Annotated in this window: 14 protein-coding genes; 5 read left to right on the plus strand and 9 right to left on the minus strand. The window is 43.3% G+C overall.

All coding sequences use genetic code 11. The features are described from left to right. Positions 1 to 18: 18 nt before the first annotated feature. From K5Q22_RS01320 to K5Q22_RS01335, 4 genes are all read left to right on the plus strand, one after another. The gene (locus K5Q22_RS01320; RefSeq protein WP_205013345.1) at positions 19 to 1,392 is read left to right on the plus strand and encodes an acetyl-CoA carboxylase biotin carboxylase subunit; all 1,374 of its coding nucleotides are present in this window, start codon (positions 19 to 21) and stop codon (positions 1,390 to 1,392) included. Between the two features lie 14 nt (positions 1,393 to 1,406). Next, positions 1,407 to 2,273 (plus strand): acetyl-CoA carboxylase, carboxyltransferase subunit beta, encoded by an 867-nt coding sequence (gene accD / locus K5Q22_RS01325; RefSeq protein WP_205013344.1) that lies wholly within the window; start codon positions 1,407 to 1,409, stop codon positions 2,271 to 2,273. Next, a complete protein-coding gene (locus K5Q22_RS01330; protein ID WP_105136350.1) occupies positions 2,270 to 3,043 on the plus strand; it encodes an acetyl-CoA carboxylase carboxyl transferase subunit alpha in 774 nt (257 codons plus the stop codon). The genes accD and K5Q22_RS01330 overlap by 4 nt, the downstream gene beginning before the upstream one ends. Positions 3,044 to 3,107: 64 nt before the next feature. Continuing rightward, positions 3,108 to 3,575 carry a GNAT family N-acetyltransferase gene (locus tag K5Q22_RS01335; protein ID WP_205013343.1) on the plus strand — a complete coding sequence of 156 codons (468 nt, stop codon included), beginning with the start codon at positions 3,108 to 3,110 and terminating at the stop codon, positions 3,573 to 3,575. A 175-nt stretch (positions 3,576 to 3,750) separates the two neighbouring features. Here the strand turns inward: K5Q22_RS01335 and K5Q22_RS01340 are convergent, their stop codons facing one another. From K5Q22_RS01340 to K5Q22_RS01370, 7 genes are all read right to left on the minus strand, one after another. Then, complete coding sequence (locus K5Q22_RS01340; RefSeq protein WP_205013342.1) at positions 3,751 to 4,320, minus strand: DUF6287 domain-containing protein; 570 nt, start codon at positions 4,318 to 4,320, stop codon at positions 3,751 to 3,753. An 18-nt stretch (positions 4,321 to 4,338) separates the two neighbouring features. Beyond that, the gene (gene serS, locus K5Q22_RS01345) at positions 4,339 to 5,613 is read right to left on the minus strand and encodes a serine--tRNA ligase (RefSeq protein ID WP_100881669.1); all 1,275 of its coding nucleotides are present in this window, start codon (positions 5,611 to 5,613) and stop codon (positions 4,339 to 4,341) included. A gap of 217 nt (positions 5,614 to 5,830) precedes the next feature. Then, a complete protein-coding gene (locus tag K5Q22_RS01350; RefSeq protein WP_044679250.1) occupies positions 5,831 to 6,202 on the minus strand; it encodes a DUF956 family protein in 372 nt (123 codons plus the stop codon). 60 nt (positions 6,203 to 6,262) lie between these two features. After that, a complete protein-coding gene (locus tag K5Q22_RS01355; protein ID WP_014736293.1) occupies positions 6,263 to 7,174 on the minus strand; it encodes a PTS system mannose/fructose/sorbose family transporter subunit IID in 912 nt (303 codons plus the stop codon). A 17-nt stretch (positions 7,175 to 7,191) separates the two neighbouring features. Beyond that, positions 7,192 to 8,001: a PTS mannose/fructose/sorbose transporter subunit IIC gene (locus K5Q22_RS01360; RefSeq protein WP_024384519.1), complete on the minus strand. Its 810-nt coding sequence runs from the start codon at positions 7,999 to 8,001 to the stop codon at positions 7,192 to 7,194. Between the two features lie 31 nt (positions 8,002 to 8,032). Further along, the gene (locus K5Q22_RS01365; RefSeq protein ID WP_012775315.1) at positions 8,033 to 9,025 is read right to left on the minus strand and encodes a PTS sugar transporter subunit IIB; all 993 of its coding nucleotides are present in this window, start codon (positions 9,023 to 9,025) and stop codon (positions 8,033 to 8,035) included. Between the two features lie 221 nt (positions 9,026 to 9,246). Next, the gene (locus K5Q22_RS01370; RefSeq protein WP_024388466.1) at positions 9,247 to 10,059 is read right to left on the minus strand and encodes a Cof-type HAD-IIB family hydrolase; all 813 of its coding nucleotides are present in this window, start codon (positions 10,057 to 10,059) and stop codon (positions 9,247 to 9,249) included. A gap of 343 nt (positions 10,060 to 10,402) precedes the next feature. Between K5Q22_RS01370 and K5Q22_RS01375 the strand changes: the two genes are divergently transcribed. After that, positions 10,403 to 11,863: an NCS2 family permease gene (locus tag K5Q22_RS01375; protein ID WP_205013341.1), complete on the plus strand. Its 1,461-nt coding sequence runs from the start codon at positions 10,403 to 10,405 to the stop codon at positions 11,861 to 11,863. A 348-nt stretch (positions 11,864 to 12,211) separates the two neighbouring features. Here the strand turns inward: K5Q22_RS01375 and metF are convergent, their stop codons facing one another. Continuing rightward, positions 12,212 to 13,072, minus strand: coding sequence for a methylenetetrahydrofolate reductase [NAD(P)H] (gene metF / locus K5Q22_RS01380; protein WP_024412215.1), 861 nt, complete (start codon positions 13,070 to 13,072; stop codon positions 12,212 to 12,214). 3 nt (positions 13,073 to 13,075) lie between these two features. Then, entirely contained in the window at positions 13,076 to 15,325 is a 2,250-nt protein-coding gene (metE, locus tag K5Q22_RS01385; protein WP_205013340.1) for a 5-methyltetrahydropteroyltriglutamate--homocysteine S-methyltransferase, read from the minus strand. Positions 15,326 to 15,538 lie beyond the last annotated feature (213 nt).

The following is a 15,538-nucleotide window of genomic DNA, read 5'->3' on the forward strand; positions in this document are numbered from 1 at the left end:
AAGGAGATAGGATTCATCATGTTTGAGAAGATTTTGATTGCCAATCGTGGTGAGATTGCGGTGCGGATTATTCGTGCGGCCAGGGAGTTGGGGATTGCGACGGTGGCTGTCTATTCAGAAGCTGACAAGGAAGCTCTCCACACCATGTTGGCAGATGAGGCTATCTGTATCGGACCTGCTCGTTCGACAGACTCCTATCTCAATATGCAGGCGGTCATCTCGGCGGCTGTTGTAACGGGTGCCCAGGCTATTCATCCCGGTTTTGGATTTTTGAGTGAAAATTCCAAATTCGCCACCCTTTGTGAAGAGGTTGGTATCAAATTTATCGGACCTTCTGGGACGGTCATGGATACCATGGGCGATAAAATCAATGCTCGGGCAGAGATGATTAAGGCTCAAGTGCCTGTCATTCCAGGCTCAGACGGCGAGGTCTTGACCAGCCAAGAAGCCCTTGAAATTGCTGAAAAGATTGGATACCCTGTCATGCTCAAAGCGTCGGCAGGTGGTGGCGGTAAGGGGATTCGTAAGGTGGAAAAAGTCGAAGACCTAGTGCCTGCCTTTGAATCAGCTTCCAGCGAAGCCAAGGCAGCCTTTGGCAACGGAGCCATGTATATGGAGCGTGTCGTCTATCCAGCCCGCCACATTGAAGTACAGATTTTGGCAGACCAGCATGGTCATGTCATTCATCTGGGAGAACGGGATTGTTCTCTTCAACGCAACAACCAGAAGGTTTTGGAAGAAGCTCCGTCTATCGCCATTGGTCAGACTATGCGGGACCGTATCGGTCAAGCAGCTGTGCGAGCTGCCCAGTCAGTTGGCTATGAAAATGCAGGAACTATTGAGTTTCTTTTGGACGAAGCCAAGGGCGAATTTTACTTCATGGAAATGAACACACGGGTACAGGTGGAGCATCCAGTTACCGAATTTGTGACCGGTGTGGATATTGTCAAGGAGCAAATCAAGATCGCGACTGGTCAGGAACTCAGCGTCCGTCAAGAAGATGTGCAGATTACAGGCCATGCCATTGAATGTCGTATCAATGCTGAAAATCCAGCCTTCAACTTCGCCCCGAGTCCAGGTAAGATTTCCAATCTCTATCTACCAAGTGGTGGCGTTGGTTTGCGTGTGGATTCAGCTGTTTATCCAGGCTACACCATTCCACCTTATTACGATTCCATGATTGCCAAGGTTATCGTGCACGGGGAAAATCGCTTTGAAGCCCTGATGAAGATGCAGCGGGCCCTCTACGAATTGGAAATTGACGGAGTGGTGACCAATACTGACTTCCAGCTGGACTTGATTTCCGATAAGCGTGTGGTAGCTGGTGATTACGACACCGCCTACCTTATGGAAGAATTTTTACCCCGCTATCAAGAAGAACTAAAAAAGTAAACTAGGAGAATGCTATGGCTTTGTTTCGCAAAAAGGACAAATATATCCGCATCAACCCCAATCGTTCGCGGATAGAGTCAGCACCTCAAGCAAAGCCAGAGGTGCCAGACGAACTCTTTTCCAAATGTCCAGCTTGTAAGGAAATCCTCTACAAGAAGGACTTGGGACCAGAGAAAACCTGTCAACACTGTTCCTATAATTTCCGGATTACAGCCCAGGAACGCTTGGCTTTGACAGCAGATGAAGGCTCGTTCGAGGAATTGTTTACAGGGATTGAAACCAAAAATCCCTTGGACTTCCCTAATTATCTAGAAAAATTGGCAGCCACCCGTCAAAAGACAGGCTTGGACGAGGCTATTTTGACAGGAAAGGCGACAATCGGAGGACAACCAGTTGCCCTTGGAATCATGGATTCGCACTTTATCATGGCTTCTATGGGAACGGTGGTCGGTGAGAAAGTCACCCGGCTCTTTGAACTGGCTACTGAAGAGAAATTGCCAGTCGTCCTTTTTACTGCATCTGGCGGTGCTCGGATGCAGGAAGGCATTATGAGCCTGATGCAAATGGCTAAGATTTCGGCAGCTGTGAAACGCCATTCCAATGCTGGCCTCTTCTACCTGACAGTCTTGACAGACCCGACAACAGGAGGTGTGACAGCTAGTTTTGCTATGGAAGGCGACATTATCTTGGCAGAGCCACAGACTCTGGTTGGATTTGCAGGCCGTAGGGTGATTGAATCAACTGTACGTGAAAATCTACCAGATGATTTCCAGAAGGCTGAATTTTTACAAGAACACGGCTTTGTCGATGCCATTGTCAAACGCCAGGACTTGCCAACGACCATTAGTCGCTTGTTGAGAATGCATGGAGGTGTCAGATGACCAGTGATGTAGCACGTATGATCCGTTTGGCACGTGACCAAGCTCGCCTGACGACCTTGGACTATGCCACACAACTCTTTGATGACTTTATCGAACTGCACGGCGATCGGAATTTCCGCGATGACGGAGCAGTTGTGGGTGGTATCGGCTTTCTAGCAGGTCAGCCTGTGACAGTTATCGGTATCCAGAAAGGGAAGAATCTTCAGGACAACCTCAAACGCAACTTCGGTCAGCCCCACCCAGAAGGCTACCGCAAGGCCCTTCGTCTCATGAAGCAGGCGGAGAAGTTTGGTCGTCCCGTTGTCACCTTTATCAATACCGCTGGAGCCTATCCAGGCGTCGGTGCTGAGGAGCGTGGACAGGGCGAGGCCATTGCCCGCAACCTCATGGAGATGAGCGACCTCAAGGTGCCTATTATCGCCATTATCATCGGCGAGGGAGGTTCTGGTGGAGCCCTTGCCCTAGCAGTCGCAGATCAGGTCTGGATGCTGGAAAACTCCATGTACGCCGTCCTCAGCCCTGAAGGTTTCGCCTCTATCCTCTGGAAAGATGGTAGTCGTGCCATGGAAGCGGCAGAACTGATGAAAATCACTTCTTATGAGTTGGAGAAACTCCAAGTGGTCGATCGGGTTGTTTTGGAAAATGGCAGAGCGACCAAGGAAGTCTTGTCTGACATCAAGGAAAACCTGGTCAGTCAGTTGGCTCACCTACAAGCTTTACCACTTGAACAACTACTCGAAAACCGCTATCAACGCTTTAGAAAATACTAGGAAGACCTAGTATTTTTTTGCTAGATTTGATACAATGGATAAAATAATTTTCGGGAGGTTTTCCATGTTAGTAAAAGCAGAACTATCCAACGCAGAAGAATTATTGCCCATTCAACACCGAGCATTTGCAGCCTTGTATGAAACCTATCAGGACCAATACAACCCTGCCATTGAAACCATGGACTATTTCCAGTCACGCTTTGCACGACCAAATTGCACCTACTACAAGATTGTTGAGGAAGGGCACACAGTCGGTTTAGTGCGAACAACGGTCGCTGAAGATGCAGACCAGGGCTGGCTAGGTCTGATTGGCATTGATCCAGACCACAGAGGAAAAGGCTATGGTCACAAGGCCATGTTAGAGTTAGAACAACTTTATCCAACGGTTAAGCGTTGGGTACTCTGTACTGTCTTGCAGGAGCCTAGATTAGTTGCTTTCTACGAAAAACTCGGCTACAAGGCTATCAAAACCGAGCCTGAGCAGGAAGGCATGGATATGGTCTATATGGAGAAGTGGATTTCAGGGAAATAAAAAGACATTTCTATTAGTCAAATGGACAACGGCAACATCTTTTGTTCTAATTTTGATTGATCCTAGGGCAATACTTTTTATCAATAATAATGCCTGGTCGGTAGTGGCTTTCTACTATTTATAAGTCATAAGAAAATCAGCTCTTCTCAGGTGGAAGAGCTGATTGTTTACTTTTCTACGGTGTGTCAACACGATAATAGACATAGTCTGGATTTGAATTGATAATATTTTGTCCGATGAGGATCCGATCTTTACTAGTGTCAGAAGTATCTGGACTACTTGTACCATCTTCGTAGGTAGGAGAATAGGCGATGTTTTGAGGGATAAAGACTATCCTGAAGCTACCCGTTTGTTCGGAATTTTGGACAGATAGTTCCAAAACATTGTTGCGAATATTAGAATTTGGTCCCATTTTTACAGTAGGATATTCTGCCAACGCTCCATATTTATCGAAAGTCAATGTATTTCCAAGGTTGTCTCTCCAAGTGCCAACTAGGCTAGAATAATCACCTGCTTGAATGCCAAGGATATCAAGGACAGGTTGGGCTTGCTGGTGCTGGCTGGAAGAAGTTTGTGTTGTTTCATCTTGACTGCTCGAACTAGTACTAGTTTCAGAGCTGATAGTAGTGGTACTAGAGGTTTCTTGACTGGTTGAAGTAGTGATAGTAGAGTTTGTCTCCTTCTGGCAGGCAGAGAAGCAGGACAGACTCAAGAGGACTCCGGCAAGTAACATCATCTTTTTCATTTTTACCTCCCGTAGAGGTTACGGCTTAATCACGTCTACCCCACCCATGTATGGACGGAGTACTTCTGGAATGGTGACAGAGCCGTCTTCGTTTTGGTAGTTTTCAAGGATGGCAGCCACGGTACGACCAACTGCTAAACCAGAACCGTTGAGGGTGTGGAGCAATTTAACTTTGCCGTCAGCAGCATCGCGGTAGCGGATTTGAGCGCGACGGGCTTGAAAATCTTCTGTGTTAGAACAGCTAGAAATTTCACGGTAGGCATTTTGGGCAGGAATCCAGACTTCCAAGTCATAGGTCTTAGCAGCTGAGAAGCCCATATCACCTGTACAAAGGGCCAAAACACGGTAAGGCAAACCTAGTTTTTGGAGGATATTTTCTGCGTTTGCGGTCATTTTTTCCAATTCATCATAAGACTGTTCTGGTGTGGCAAATTTGACCATTTCAACCTTGTGGAATTGGTGAAGGCGGATAAGACCTCGGGTGTCACGACCAGCAGAACCAGCTTCAGAACGGAAAGATGGGCTCATGGCTGTGAAGTAGATTGGCAGGTCTTTTTCTTCCAAAATCTCGTTGCGGTAGTAGTTGGTCAATGGCACTTCCGCAGTTGGGATGAGGACGAAGTTAGTGTCTGCCAACTCAAAAGTATCTTCCTTGAACTTAGGATATTGACCAGTACCGAACATAGAGTCGTGGTTGACCATGTAAGGTGTGATGATTTCTTGGTAGCCTTCTGCGATATGCTCGTCTAACATGAAGTTGTAGAGGGCACGTTCTAAGCGAGCACCCAAGTTCTTGTAGAAGAGGAAGCGGGCACCAGTGACTTTTGCACCACGTTCCCAGTCCAGAATATCTAGGTCTTCCCCCAAATCCCAGTGAGCTTTTGGCTCGAAAGTGAATTCACGCGGTGTTCCCCAACGGCGAACTTCCACGTTTTCTTCTTCATCTGCACCAACAGGGACAGAATCGTGCGGCGTATTTGGAAGAACTGTAAGGATGGCATTTAGTTTTTCATCAATTTCCAAGAGTTCAGCATCCAAGTTTTTAACATCGGCAGACAATTTTTGCATAGCCGCAATCTTGTCATCGGCATTTTCCTTGTTGCGTTTTGCTTGGGCAATCTCCGCAGAAACAGTGTTTCGCTCTGCTTTTAATTCTTCTACGGTAACCAAGATTTCACGGCGTTTTGCATCCAATTCCTTGATGTTTGCCAATGTTTCGGCAGCCACACCACGAGTAGCTAATTTGGCAGCAACTCCGTCAAAATCTGTACGAATACGTTTGATATCTAGCATAGATGTCTCCTTTAGAATAAAAAAACACAGAATGAGAGATGCTGGAGCGATATTTACCGCGGTTCCATCCAGCTTCACATTCTGTGCACTTGATTGTATTTTGATAATTTCATAACGGTAGAATTTCACAACTTTTTCCTATCTGCTCACAGCGACCGCAGACTTTCTGAAAGGAGCTAGAAGCTACTTATCCGTTTCTACTATTATACTTGATTTTTTATTTTTTGGCAAATAGATTCGAAATTTTTCTGCCGATTGTTTGCAGAAGAGTCGGTAATTTCACAACTTTTTCATTGCCGATATGCTCACGGGCAATTTTAAGAATCTTACCAGAATCCTTAGAGGCAAACAAGAATCGACTTTTTTCTGTATAAATTTCAAAATGACGGCTGATTACTTTTCCAGAAACGTTTGCGCCAATGCTAGTCATTTCTGACCAGGGAATTTGGATAAAGCGCTCAACGTTGCTATCTGGGTAGAACTCAAGTGCCTTGTCACCAATTAGAAATTTTCCAACCTTGCCACCAAAGCCCATGTAGGAAACCCCTGTGGTTTGGAGTTCAACGCTTGTATTTTGTGATTGTGCCATAGTGCTTCCCTTCCTAGATATTCATTATATCATAAAACCCCGCAAGAGCGGGGTCCTTGATTACATAATGTTGAAGAAACGAGCAAGAATACCTACGATGAAGAGACCGATAATCATTGTGATTGGTGTTACTTTCTTCTTAAGCAAGTGCATGCAGAGGAAAGTAAGGAGAAGTCCCATCAAACCTGGAATCAAGCTGTCCAACTGACCTTGTAATGTTTGAGCTTGAGTTGGTTCAAGGCTAAGTCCGCTAAGAGCTTGACCAAGAATACCTTTCAACTCAGCACCAGTAACAGTACCTTCTGGAAAGACGATGTAAGCTCCTTCTGACAATTGTTTAGCAGGAAGATTTACAGCGAAAGTAATAGATACCCAACGTTGAACAAGAACGGCAAGGATGAACATACCAAGGATTGAAGCACCTTTAGTGATGTCTTGAAGGATACCACCAGACATGTCTTTAGTGATTTCGCTACCAGCCTTGTAACCAAATTCTTGTGTATACCATAGGAAGGCCATACGAATGATGTTCCAGCCAAGGAAGAAGATGATTGGTCCCATGATATTTCCAGATAGTGCAAGTGAAGCACCAAGAGCACCAAGGATTGGACGAACAGTAAACCAGAAGACTGGGTCACCGATACCAGCAAGAGGTCCCATCATACCGATTTTCACACCTTGGATAGCTGTGTCATCGATTTCAGCACCATTAGCACGCTCTTCTTCAAGGGCAAGAGTTACACCAAGGATTGGTGAAGCAACGTATGGGTGTGTGTTGAAGAATTCCAAGTGGCGCTCAAGAGCAGCAGCTTGATCTTCTTTTTTAGTGTAAAGTTTTTTGATAGCTGGGATCATTGCATAAGCCCAACCTAAGTTTTGCATACGCTCATAGTTCCATGAACCTTGAAGGAAGGTTGAACGCCACCAAACTTTTTTACGATCGCTTACGGAAAGTTGAATTTTTTCTGACATGATGAATCTCCCTTCTCTTAGTAGTCTTCAAGGATGTCGCCGATTGGGTCGTTAGATGAAGCACCACCGTTACCTGATCCGCCTTGTTTTGACAAGTTGAGGTAGATAAGCGCGATTGCAACACCGATAACACCAAGTGCGATAAGTGTCAATTGGCTGATAGCGGCAAAGGCAAAACCAAGTGCGAAGAATGGCCATACTTCACGAGTTGCCATCATGTTGATAACCATAGCGTAACCTACGGCAACAACCATACCACCACCAACGGCCATACCACCTGACAACCAAGCTGGCATTGCTTCAAGTACTGATTGAACAGCTTCTGCAGGAATTGCAAGAAGAAGAGCTGCAGGAACTGCGATACGCAAACCTTGAAGGAGAAGTGCAAACAAGTGGTAACGTTCTACAGCAGCGAAGTTTGCATCTTTAGCAGCATTGTCAGCACCGTGTACAAGACCGACTGAGATAGTACGAACGATCATTGTAAGGAAAAGACCAGCTACGGCAAGAGGGATAGCAGTTGTTGTTGCAACGGCAATACCTTCAGTTGAGAAGTCGCCACCTTTGATCATGATGATTGCAGCAGCTACAGAAGCAAGAGCAGCGTCAGGAGCAACGGCTGCACCAATGTTTGCCCAACCAAGTGCAATCATTTGTAGAGAACCACCAAGCATAACACCTGCAGCCAAGTTACCAGTCACAAGACCGATAAGGGTACAAGCTACCAATGGTTGATGGAATTGGAATTCGTCAAGGATACCTTCAAGACCAGCGAAGAAGGCAACGATGACAACGAGAATTGCAGAAATAAGTGTAATATCTGACATGTTGTAATCCTTTCTATACTAACAGATCGATTTATTGAACGTTTGCCTTGTTGATAAGTTCAAACAAGTCTTTCTTCGAATCGTTTGGTACTTTACGCACATCAAATTCAACGCCAAGGTCACGCAATTTTTCAAAGGTTGCAACGTCATCTTTGTCCATTGACAATACGTTGTTAACCATTGTTTTACCAGTTGAGTGAGCCATAGAACCAACGTTCAATTCTTTGATTTCAACACCACCTTCAATTGCTTCAAGAGCTTCTTGAGGAGTTTCGAAAAGAATCAAGGCGTGAGTGTTACCGAATCGAGGGTCTTTAGAAACCTCAATCAATTTCTTGATTGGGACAACGTTCGCTTTTACGTTACCAGGTGCAGCTTGTTTGATGAGTTGTTTACGCAATTCATCTTTGGCAACTGTATCTGATGCAACGATGATACGATCTGCTTTGGAAGCAGGAGTCCAACCAGTCGCCACTTGACCGTGCAAGAGACGAGTGTCGATACGGGCTAAGTTGATTTTCAACTTGCCATCACCGATAACAGTACCTGGAGGGATAGCACCTTGTAGTGCAACAGGAGCAGCATCGGCAACAGGAGCAGCTTCAGCTGGTTGAAGTTCTTCTGGAAGAACTTTGATACCATCTTTGGCTTCCTTGATAATGTTTGCCGCAACTTCTTCCACGCCAGCAGCAGCGTTAATCATACGCTCTGTGTAAGCTTGGATAAGCATTGGCAAGTTTAGACCGGTGATGATAGCAAACTTACGATCTGGATTTTCACCAGCTACACGGCTTGCTTGGTTGAATGGTGAACCACTCCAAAGGTCAGCCAAAACCAAAACTTCATCATCGGCATCGAATGCGTCCACGGCAGCATTTAGCTTAGCGTATAAATCATCTGGACCTTCACTTGGCATAAAAGTAACAACTTGTACTTTTTCTTGTTCGCCAAAGATCATTGAACCTGACTGATGAATACCAGCAGCAAATTCGCCATGACTTGCAATAATGATTCCAATACTCATTATTGATCCTCCTAAATTTTTCTTGTTCATGTAAAAACCATTGAATGGGCTTTCATGTTCGAACTGTAACATTATAAAACGTTTTCAGTGCATTTGTCAAGAGGAATTATGTTAAAAGTGCAAAATATTTCCGAAATTTTTCATAAGTTGGTTTCAGAAAAGTGATAAAAATATGCAACGAATATGACAAAAACCTGACAGTTTATCAGGTTTTTTGATGTCTATAAAAATAGGTTTTCTAGTTCACGTGCGACACCATCTTCAAAATTAGCAAATGCTGTCAATCTGTCGGCATGTGGACGAAGTGTATCGCTACAATTTTTCATGGCATAGGCTGTTCCTGCTAGGTCTAGCATCTCAACATCGTTGTGCTCATCGCCGAAGGCAATTAAGTCGCTAGGAGTGGCTTGGTAGAGGTTAAGAACATAGCTCAGAGCAGTTGCCTTATTGACACCTTTTGCACAAGTTTCGAGGATATTTAATGGTCCACCCCATGTATTGATTTCTAATTCATCTTTGAAATAGGCATTCATTTCTTTTGCAAGTTCATACTTATCAGTTGCACGAGTTTGCATAAGGATGGAATGAGGATCGCTAGTGATTAACTCAGGTCTGATGAGTGTATCTGGAGTAATCTGTTCAACCCCCATCAGAGCCGGATCAATCTTGTCTAAGTTCTTTTGAGTGATGTAGAATTTATTCTTGTATTCACCGGCAATAAAATCTGCCTCAAACGTTTCTTCTTCTTTTAGAAATTCGAGTAGGTATTTTTTGTCGATTAAAATATTTTGTTCCCATTGCCATTTCTTTCCAGGGATGTGAACTAAAGAACCGTTGAAATTAATCATGGGAGTATCCAGTTCTAGTTGGTGGTAATATTTTTCAGCCATTCGATAGGGGCGACCTGTGGCGATAAGAACGGTGTGTCCTGCTTGGCGGACCTTCTTTATAGTTGAGATGGTATAATCAGATAATTGACTATCATTATTGAGCAATGTACCGTCCAAATCGATAGCAATGATTTTTTTCTTCATATTTAATAGCATTCCTTTCTAGATTCGTTATACTAGTTTTTAATAGCAAGTAGTGTTTAGGTAGTAGCTAGACTGCTGAGAAATTGTTTTATGCGTCAAAGAATAGTACTTGTAGGTAACCACATCTTGAACTAATAATTTCCAGTATAACAAAAGGAGATAATAAAAGCAAAGAAGCAATAAATTTTTCATAGATCGTCCGCAACTTTTTAATGTTCGTTATTTACGAATGTTAAAGACTGAAAATAAACAAAATAACGTTTTCAAGATTAAAAAACTTGAAATTAGAATATTTTTTGATTATAATGTTTTTATCGTTCGTAAATTAAAGGAGAAATGAAAAATGGATCAATTTTTTAAATTGAAAGAACACGGAACGACGGTTTCAACAGAAATTATGGCAGGTCTTACGACTTTCTTTGCCATGTCCTATATTTTGTTCGTTAACCCGAGCGTATTGAGTGTGGCAGGTATGCCGACTCAGGCAGTCTTTTTAGCGACTATTATTGCGAGTGCTGTATCAACGCTTGTTATGGGATTATTTGCTAATGTACCTTACGCCTTGGCACCAGGCATGGGGTTGAATGCCTTCTTTACCTATACAGTGGTTATCGGTCTTGGTTTTACTTGGCAAGAAGCTTTGGCAATGGTTTTCCTCTGCGGTTTGTTTAACGTTTTTATTACCGTTACAAAGGTTCGTAAGAGCATTATTAAGGCGATTCCGATTAGCTTGCAACATGCCATCGGTGGAGGTATCGGGGTTTTTGTTGCCTATCTTGGTTTTAAAAACTCTAATTTAATCACCTTCTTGACATCTGGTTCAGATATTATTACTGTAAATGGTGTTGCTCCGGCAGATGCAACAGCTGAAACATTCTCAAACGGTGTTTTCTCTGTTTTTGCAGGTGGAGGTGTTGTCCCGTCTATTTCAACTTTTACTGAACCAAGTGTTCTCTTGACAGTGTTTGGTCTCCTCTTGACAGCTGTTTTGGTTATTAAGAACGTGCGTGGTGCAATTTTGATTGGTATTATTGCAACGACTGTAGCTGGAATTCCAGCAGGTGTTGTTGACCTTTCAGCAATTGATTTTGCAAATAACAATATCGGCTCTGCTTTCTCAGAGTTGGGTACAACTTTCTTGGCTGCTTTTGGTGGTTTGTCATCTCTCTTTGCTGATTCAAGCCGTCTACCACTTGTTTTGATGACTATCTTTGCATTCAGCTTGTCAGATACCTTTGACACACTTGGTACCTTTATCGGTACAGGTCGTAAGACTGGTATTTTCTCAGAAGAAGATGAGAAAGCTCTCGAAAATGGTACAGGCTTTAACTCTAAGATGGACAAGGCCCTCTTTGCAGATGCGATTGGTACCTCTATCGGTGCACTATTTGGTACTTCAAATACAACGACATATGTTGAATCGGCTGCAGGTATCTCTGCAGGTGGTCGTACTGGTCTGACAGCTGTTACAACAGCGGTTCTCTTCCTTCTTTCAATTCTTATCTTGCCATTTATCGGTATTGTACCAGCAGCGGCAACTGCTCCAGCTTTGATTATTGTCGGTGTCATGATGGTTTCATCATTCCTAGATGTGGATTGGAGCCAATTCGAAGACGCTCTTCCAGCCTTCTTTGCAGCCTTCTTCATGGCGCTTTGCTTCTCAATCTCATACGGTATTGCAGCAGCGTTTATCTTCTATTGCTTGGTGAAAGTATCAACAGGTAAGGCTAAAGAAATTCACCCAATCCTTTGGGGAGCCACAGCTCTATTTATTCTGAATTTCATCATTCTAGCCATCTTGTAATCTGTTTATTATCCTTGAACTGATCTTCATTTGAAGGTCAGTTTTTTTATTTACGATTAAAATATATGGGAATCAATGTGCTTCAGTTAATAAAATACGGTCTTGAATGTTGTAAATTGCAAACGGACGGAGTTTATTTTTCCATTTCGTCGTTTCTCTGTCTTCTCTTAGTGCCATTTTTACTCCTTGTGACTGTATTTTAAATGGCTGTTCGTTATTGTAAGCAAGATGTCACATACCTAGACATCTGCTGGTTTAATGTCATGATGGGGTGAAAAATTTATCATGTAGTCTTTGGGAGTCACAGGGCATAGAATAACCCCTGAGCTTGGGCTCAGGGGGAGTTTTCTAACTATAATGTTTGAATAGCGAATGAGTTGCCTGATGGATGGTGCGTGCTGTTTCAGCGTTGTTCATAGTGTAGAGATGGATACCAGCCACATCATTGGTCACCAAATCGACAATCTGATCAACGGCGTAGGCTAGGCCAGCTGCGCGTAGGGATTCAGGATTGTGCTCATATTTTTCTAAAATGGCTTTAAACTTACGAGGGAGGTGGATATTCTCACAGGTTTTCAAGAGTCGAAGTGCCTGATTCCTGTTGATGATAGGCATAATACCTGCGATAATAGGCACTTCGATGTCTGCTAGAGAACATTTCTCCTGAAAGTTATAAAATGCTTCGTTATCGAAGAAGAGTTGAGTTACCAAGGTTGAGCAACCGGCATCAACTTTCTTTTTCAAATTTTTGATGTCTGAGACAGAATTTGGTGATTCTGGATGTACTTCTGGATAACAGGCTCCAATAATGTCAAAATGTGGAGCTTCTTCCTTGATAAAGGAAATCAAGTCAGTTGCATACTGGAAGTCCTCTTTAGGGGGAAGACCTTCAATAATATCGCCACGAAGTGCTAAAATCTGATGCACACCAATTTCATCGAGAGAATGAAGAACGGATCGGACCTTTTCTTTTGTCAAGTAAGCAGCTGGCAAATGCGCGATAGTTGGAATGTGCAATTCATTGCGAACATGGTTAGCCAACTTGACAGTCGTCTCTTCTACGTTCAAATTGTTATTGCTGCATGTAACACTGATAAAATGAGGGGCCAAACCTTGCATCTCATCGAGAGTTTGGATAATCTTTTCATTGCCTACTGCTGGTTTTGGAGGAAAAATTTCAAATGAGAGACTTGGGGTTTGACCGATCATAAATTAGAGTTCCTTTCTGGCTGCCTTAGCTGCTTGAGTCAAGTGGATAAGACTAGCTTTTGTTTCTGATTCGCCACGAGTCTTGAGTCCGCAGTCTGGGTTAATCCAGACTTTTTCTTTCGGTACTTTGGCAAGGATGGCTTGAATAGTGTGTGCAATTTCATCAACGGCAGGGACACGTGGAGAGTGGATGTCATAGACACCAGGCCCTACCTGAGTTTGGAAGTTTTTAGCCTTGAGTTCATCTAGGATAACAAGATTTGAACGGCTAGCTTCAAAGGAAATTACATCCGCATCCATATTGTCGATGGCAGGAATGATGTCTGTAAATTCGCTATAGCACATGTGAGTGTGAATTTGTGTATCTGGTGCAACAGTTGAGTGTACCAAACGGAAGGCAGGAATTGCCCAGTCAAGGTACTCGCTGTACCAGTCGCTACGACGGAGTGGTAGTTTTTCACGAAGGGCTGCTTCGTCAATTTGAATAATCTTGATCCCCGCTGCTTCAAGGTCAAGAACTTCTTCCTTGATAGCGAGAGCAATTTGAAGTGTTGATTCTTTGATAGAGATGTCTTCACGTGGGAAGGACCAGTTGAGGATGGTTACAGGTCCAGTCAACATACCTTTAACTGGTTTGTTTGTACGGCTTTGAGCATAGCTAGACCATTTGACAGTAATTGGGTTCAAGCGTGTTACATCACCCCAGATGATTGGTGGTTTTACCCCACGCATACCGTATGATTGTACCCAACCGTTCTTACTGAAGAGGTAACCAGACAGGTTTTCGCCGAAGTATTCTACCATGTCGTTTCGTTCAAACTCACCGTGAACTAAGACATCGAAGTCAACTTCTTCCTGCCATGCAATCCACTCATCTGTTTGAGTTTTAACAAATGCATCGTATTCTTCTTCTGAGATATTTCCTTTACGGAAAGCCAAGCGTGTGCTACGGATTTCTTTGGTTTGAGGGAAAGAGCCAATCGTTGTTGTTGGAAGAAGTGGTAAGTTTAGCTTCTCGCGTTGAATGGCTTCACGCTCTGCAAAGACTGGTAGGCGTGTATAGTCTGAGTCTGTCAAACTTGCAAGACGGTCAGCAAGTGCTGTGTCACGCCCCACACGTTCAAGAGCAAAGAGCTCTTTGTTAGCTGTGAGAGCAACTTCGCCTTGACCGTTACGGATGGCATCCAAATCACGTAATTCGCTCAATTTTTCAACTGCAAAGGCAAAGTGGTTGAGGATAGCAGGCTCAAATTCTTCATTAGCAGTTGTAAATGGTACATGAAGAAGGGAGCAAGAAGTTGTTATGACGACATTTTCAGCTGGAATAGCATCCAAAACAGCTAGGCTCTTTTCGTAGTTGTTGCGCCAGATATTTTTACCGTTGACGATACCAGCGTAGAGGGTCTTGTCAGCTGGGAAACCTGTCGCAACAAGTGTAGCCGTTTCCTTACCTTCTACAAAGTCAAGACCGATGGCATCAACAGGTAGGTTTGTCAATTCTGTGTAAATATCACGCACATCACCGAAGTAGGTTTGGATGAGGACTTGCAAGCCTTTCTTATCAGCCAAGAGAGTTTGGTAGATGTTTAGGAAAAGGGCTTTTTCTTCAGCAGTCAAATCCTTGACCAAGCTAGGTTCGTCCAGCTGGATTTTTTCAGCACCAAGCTCTGCCAATTTTTCAAAGACTTGTCCATAGGTTGCAACTAAGCTATCAACGAAATCAGTAGCAGTTAAACCTTCTTCAAAATCAGTTAATTGTAAGAGTGTGAATGGACCAATCAAAACTGGACGAGTTGTGATACCCAAGTCCTTTGCTTCTTGGAATTCATCGAAAATCTTATGACCGGCTAGTTTGATTTCTGTGTCTTTTTCAATAGCTGGAACGATATAGTGGTAGTTGGTATTGAACCATTTTTTCATCGGTCTAGCACGAACGTCCCCTTTTTCTCCTTGATAACCACGTGCAAGAGCGAAGTATTTTTCAAGGTCAGTCAAGTCAAGTTCTTGAACTGCTTTAGGTACGATGTTGAATAGTACTGCTGCATCCAAAACATTGTCATAGTGGGAGAAGTCGTTGCTTGGGATTTCAGTAATGCCTGCCTCTTTTACAATATTCCAATGTTTAGCACGCAATTCTTTGGCAGCAAGCAAAAGCTCTTCCTGTGGAATTTCATTTCTAAAGTATTTTTCAGTGATAAATTTTAACTCACGGTGTTCTCCGATACGTGGGAAGCCGATAATAGTAGTAGTCATGGTTTTTCCTCCAAAATATTTCTATGCCCCTATCCTAACAGAAAAAACGACTCTTGTATAATTGTAAAATTTTAGAGAAAGTTATAACTTTTGGCTATAACGGATTGAAAGGGAACTGCGTTTTATGATATTTCTTCTATATAAAAGCTTGAAAAAACGCCTGTTTATCAAGCTTACCTTTTTTATGCTGGATTCAGCATAGCCTTTTCTTAA

It is taken from the genome of Streptococcus sp. 2018162 (assembly GCF_019754175.1).
Lineage (GTDB): Bacteria > Bacillota > Bacilli > Lactobacillales > Streptococcaceae > Streptococcus > Streptococcus hashimotonensis.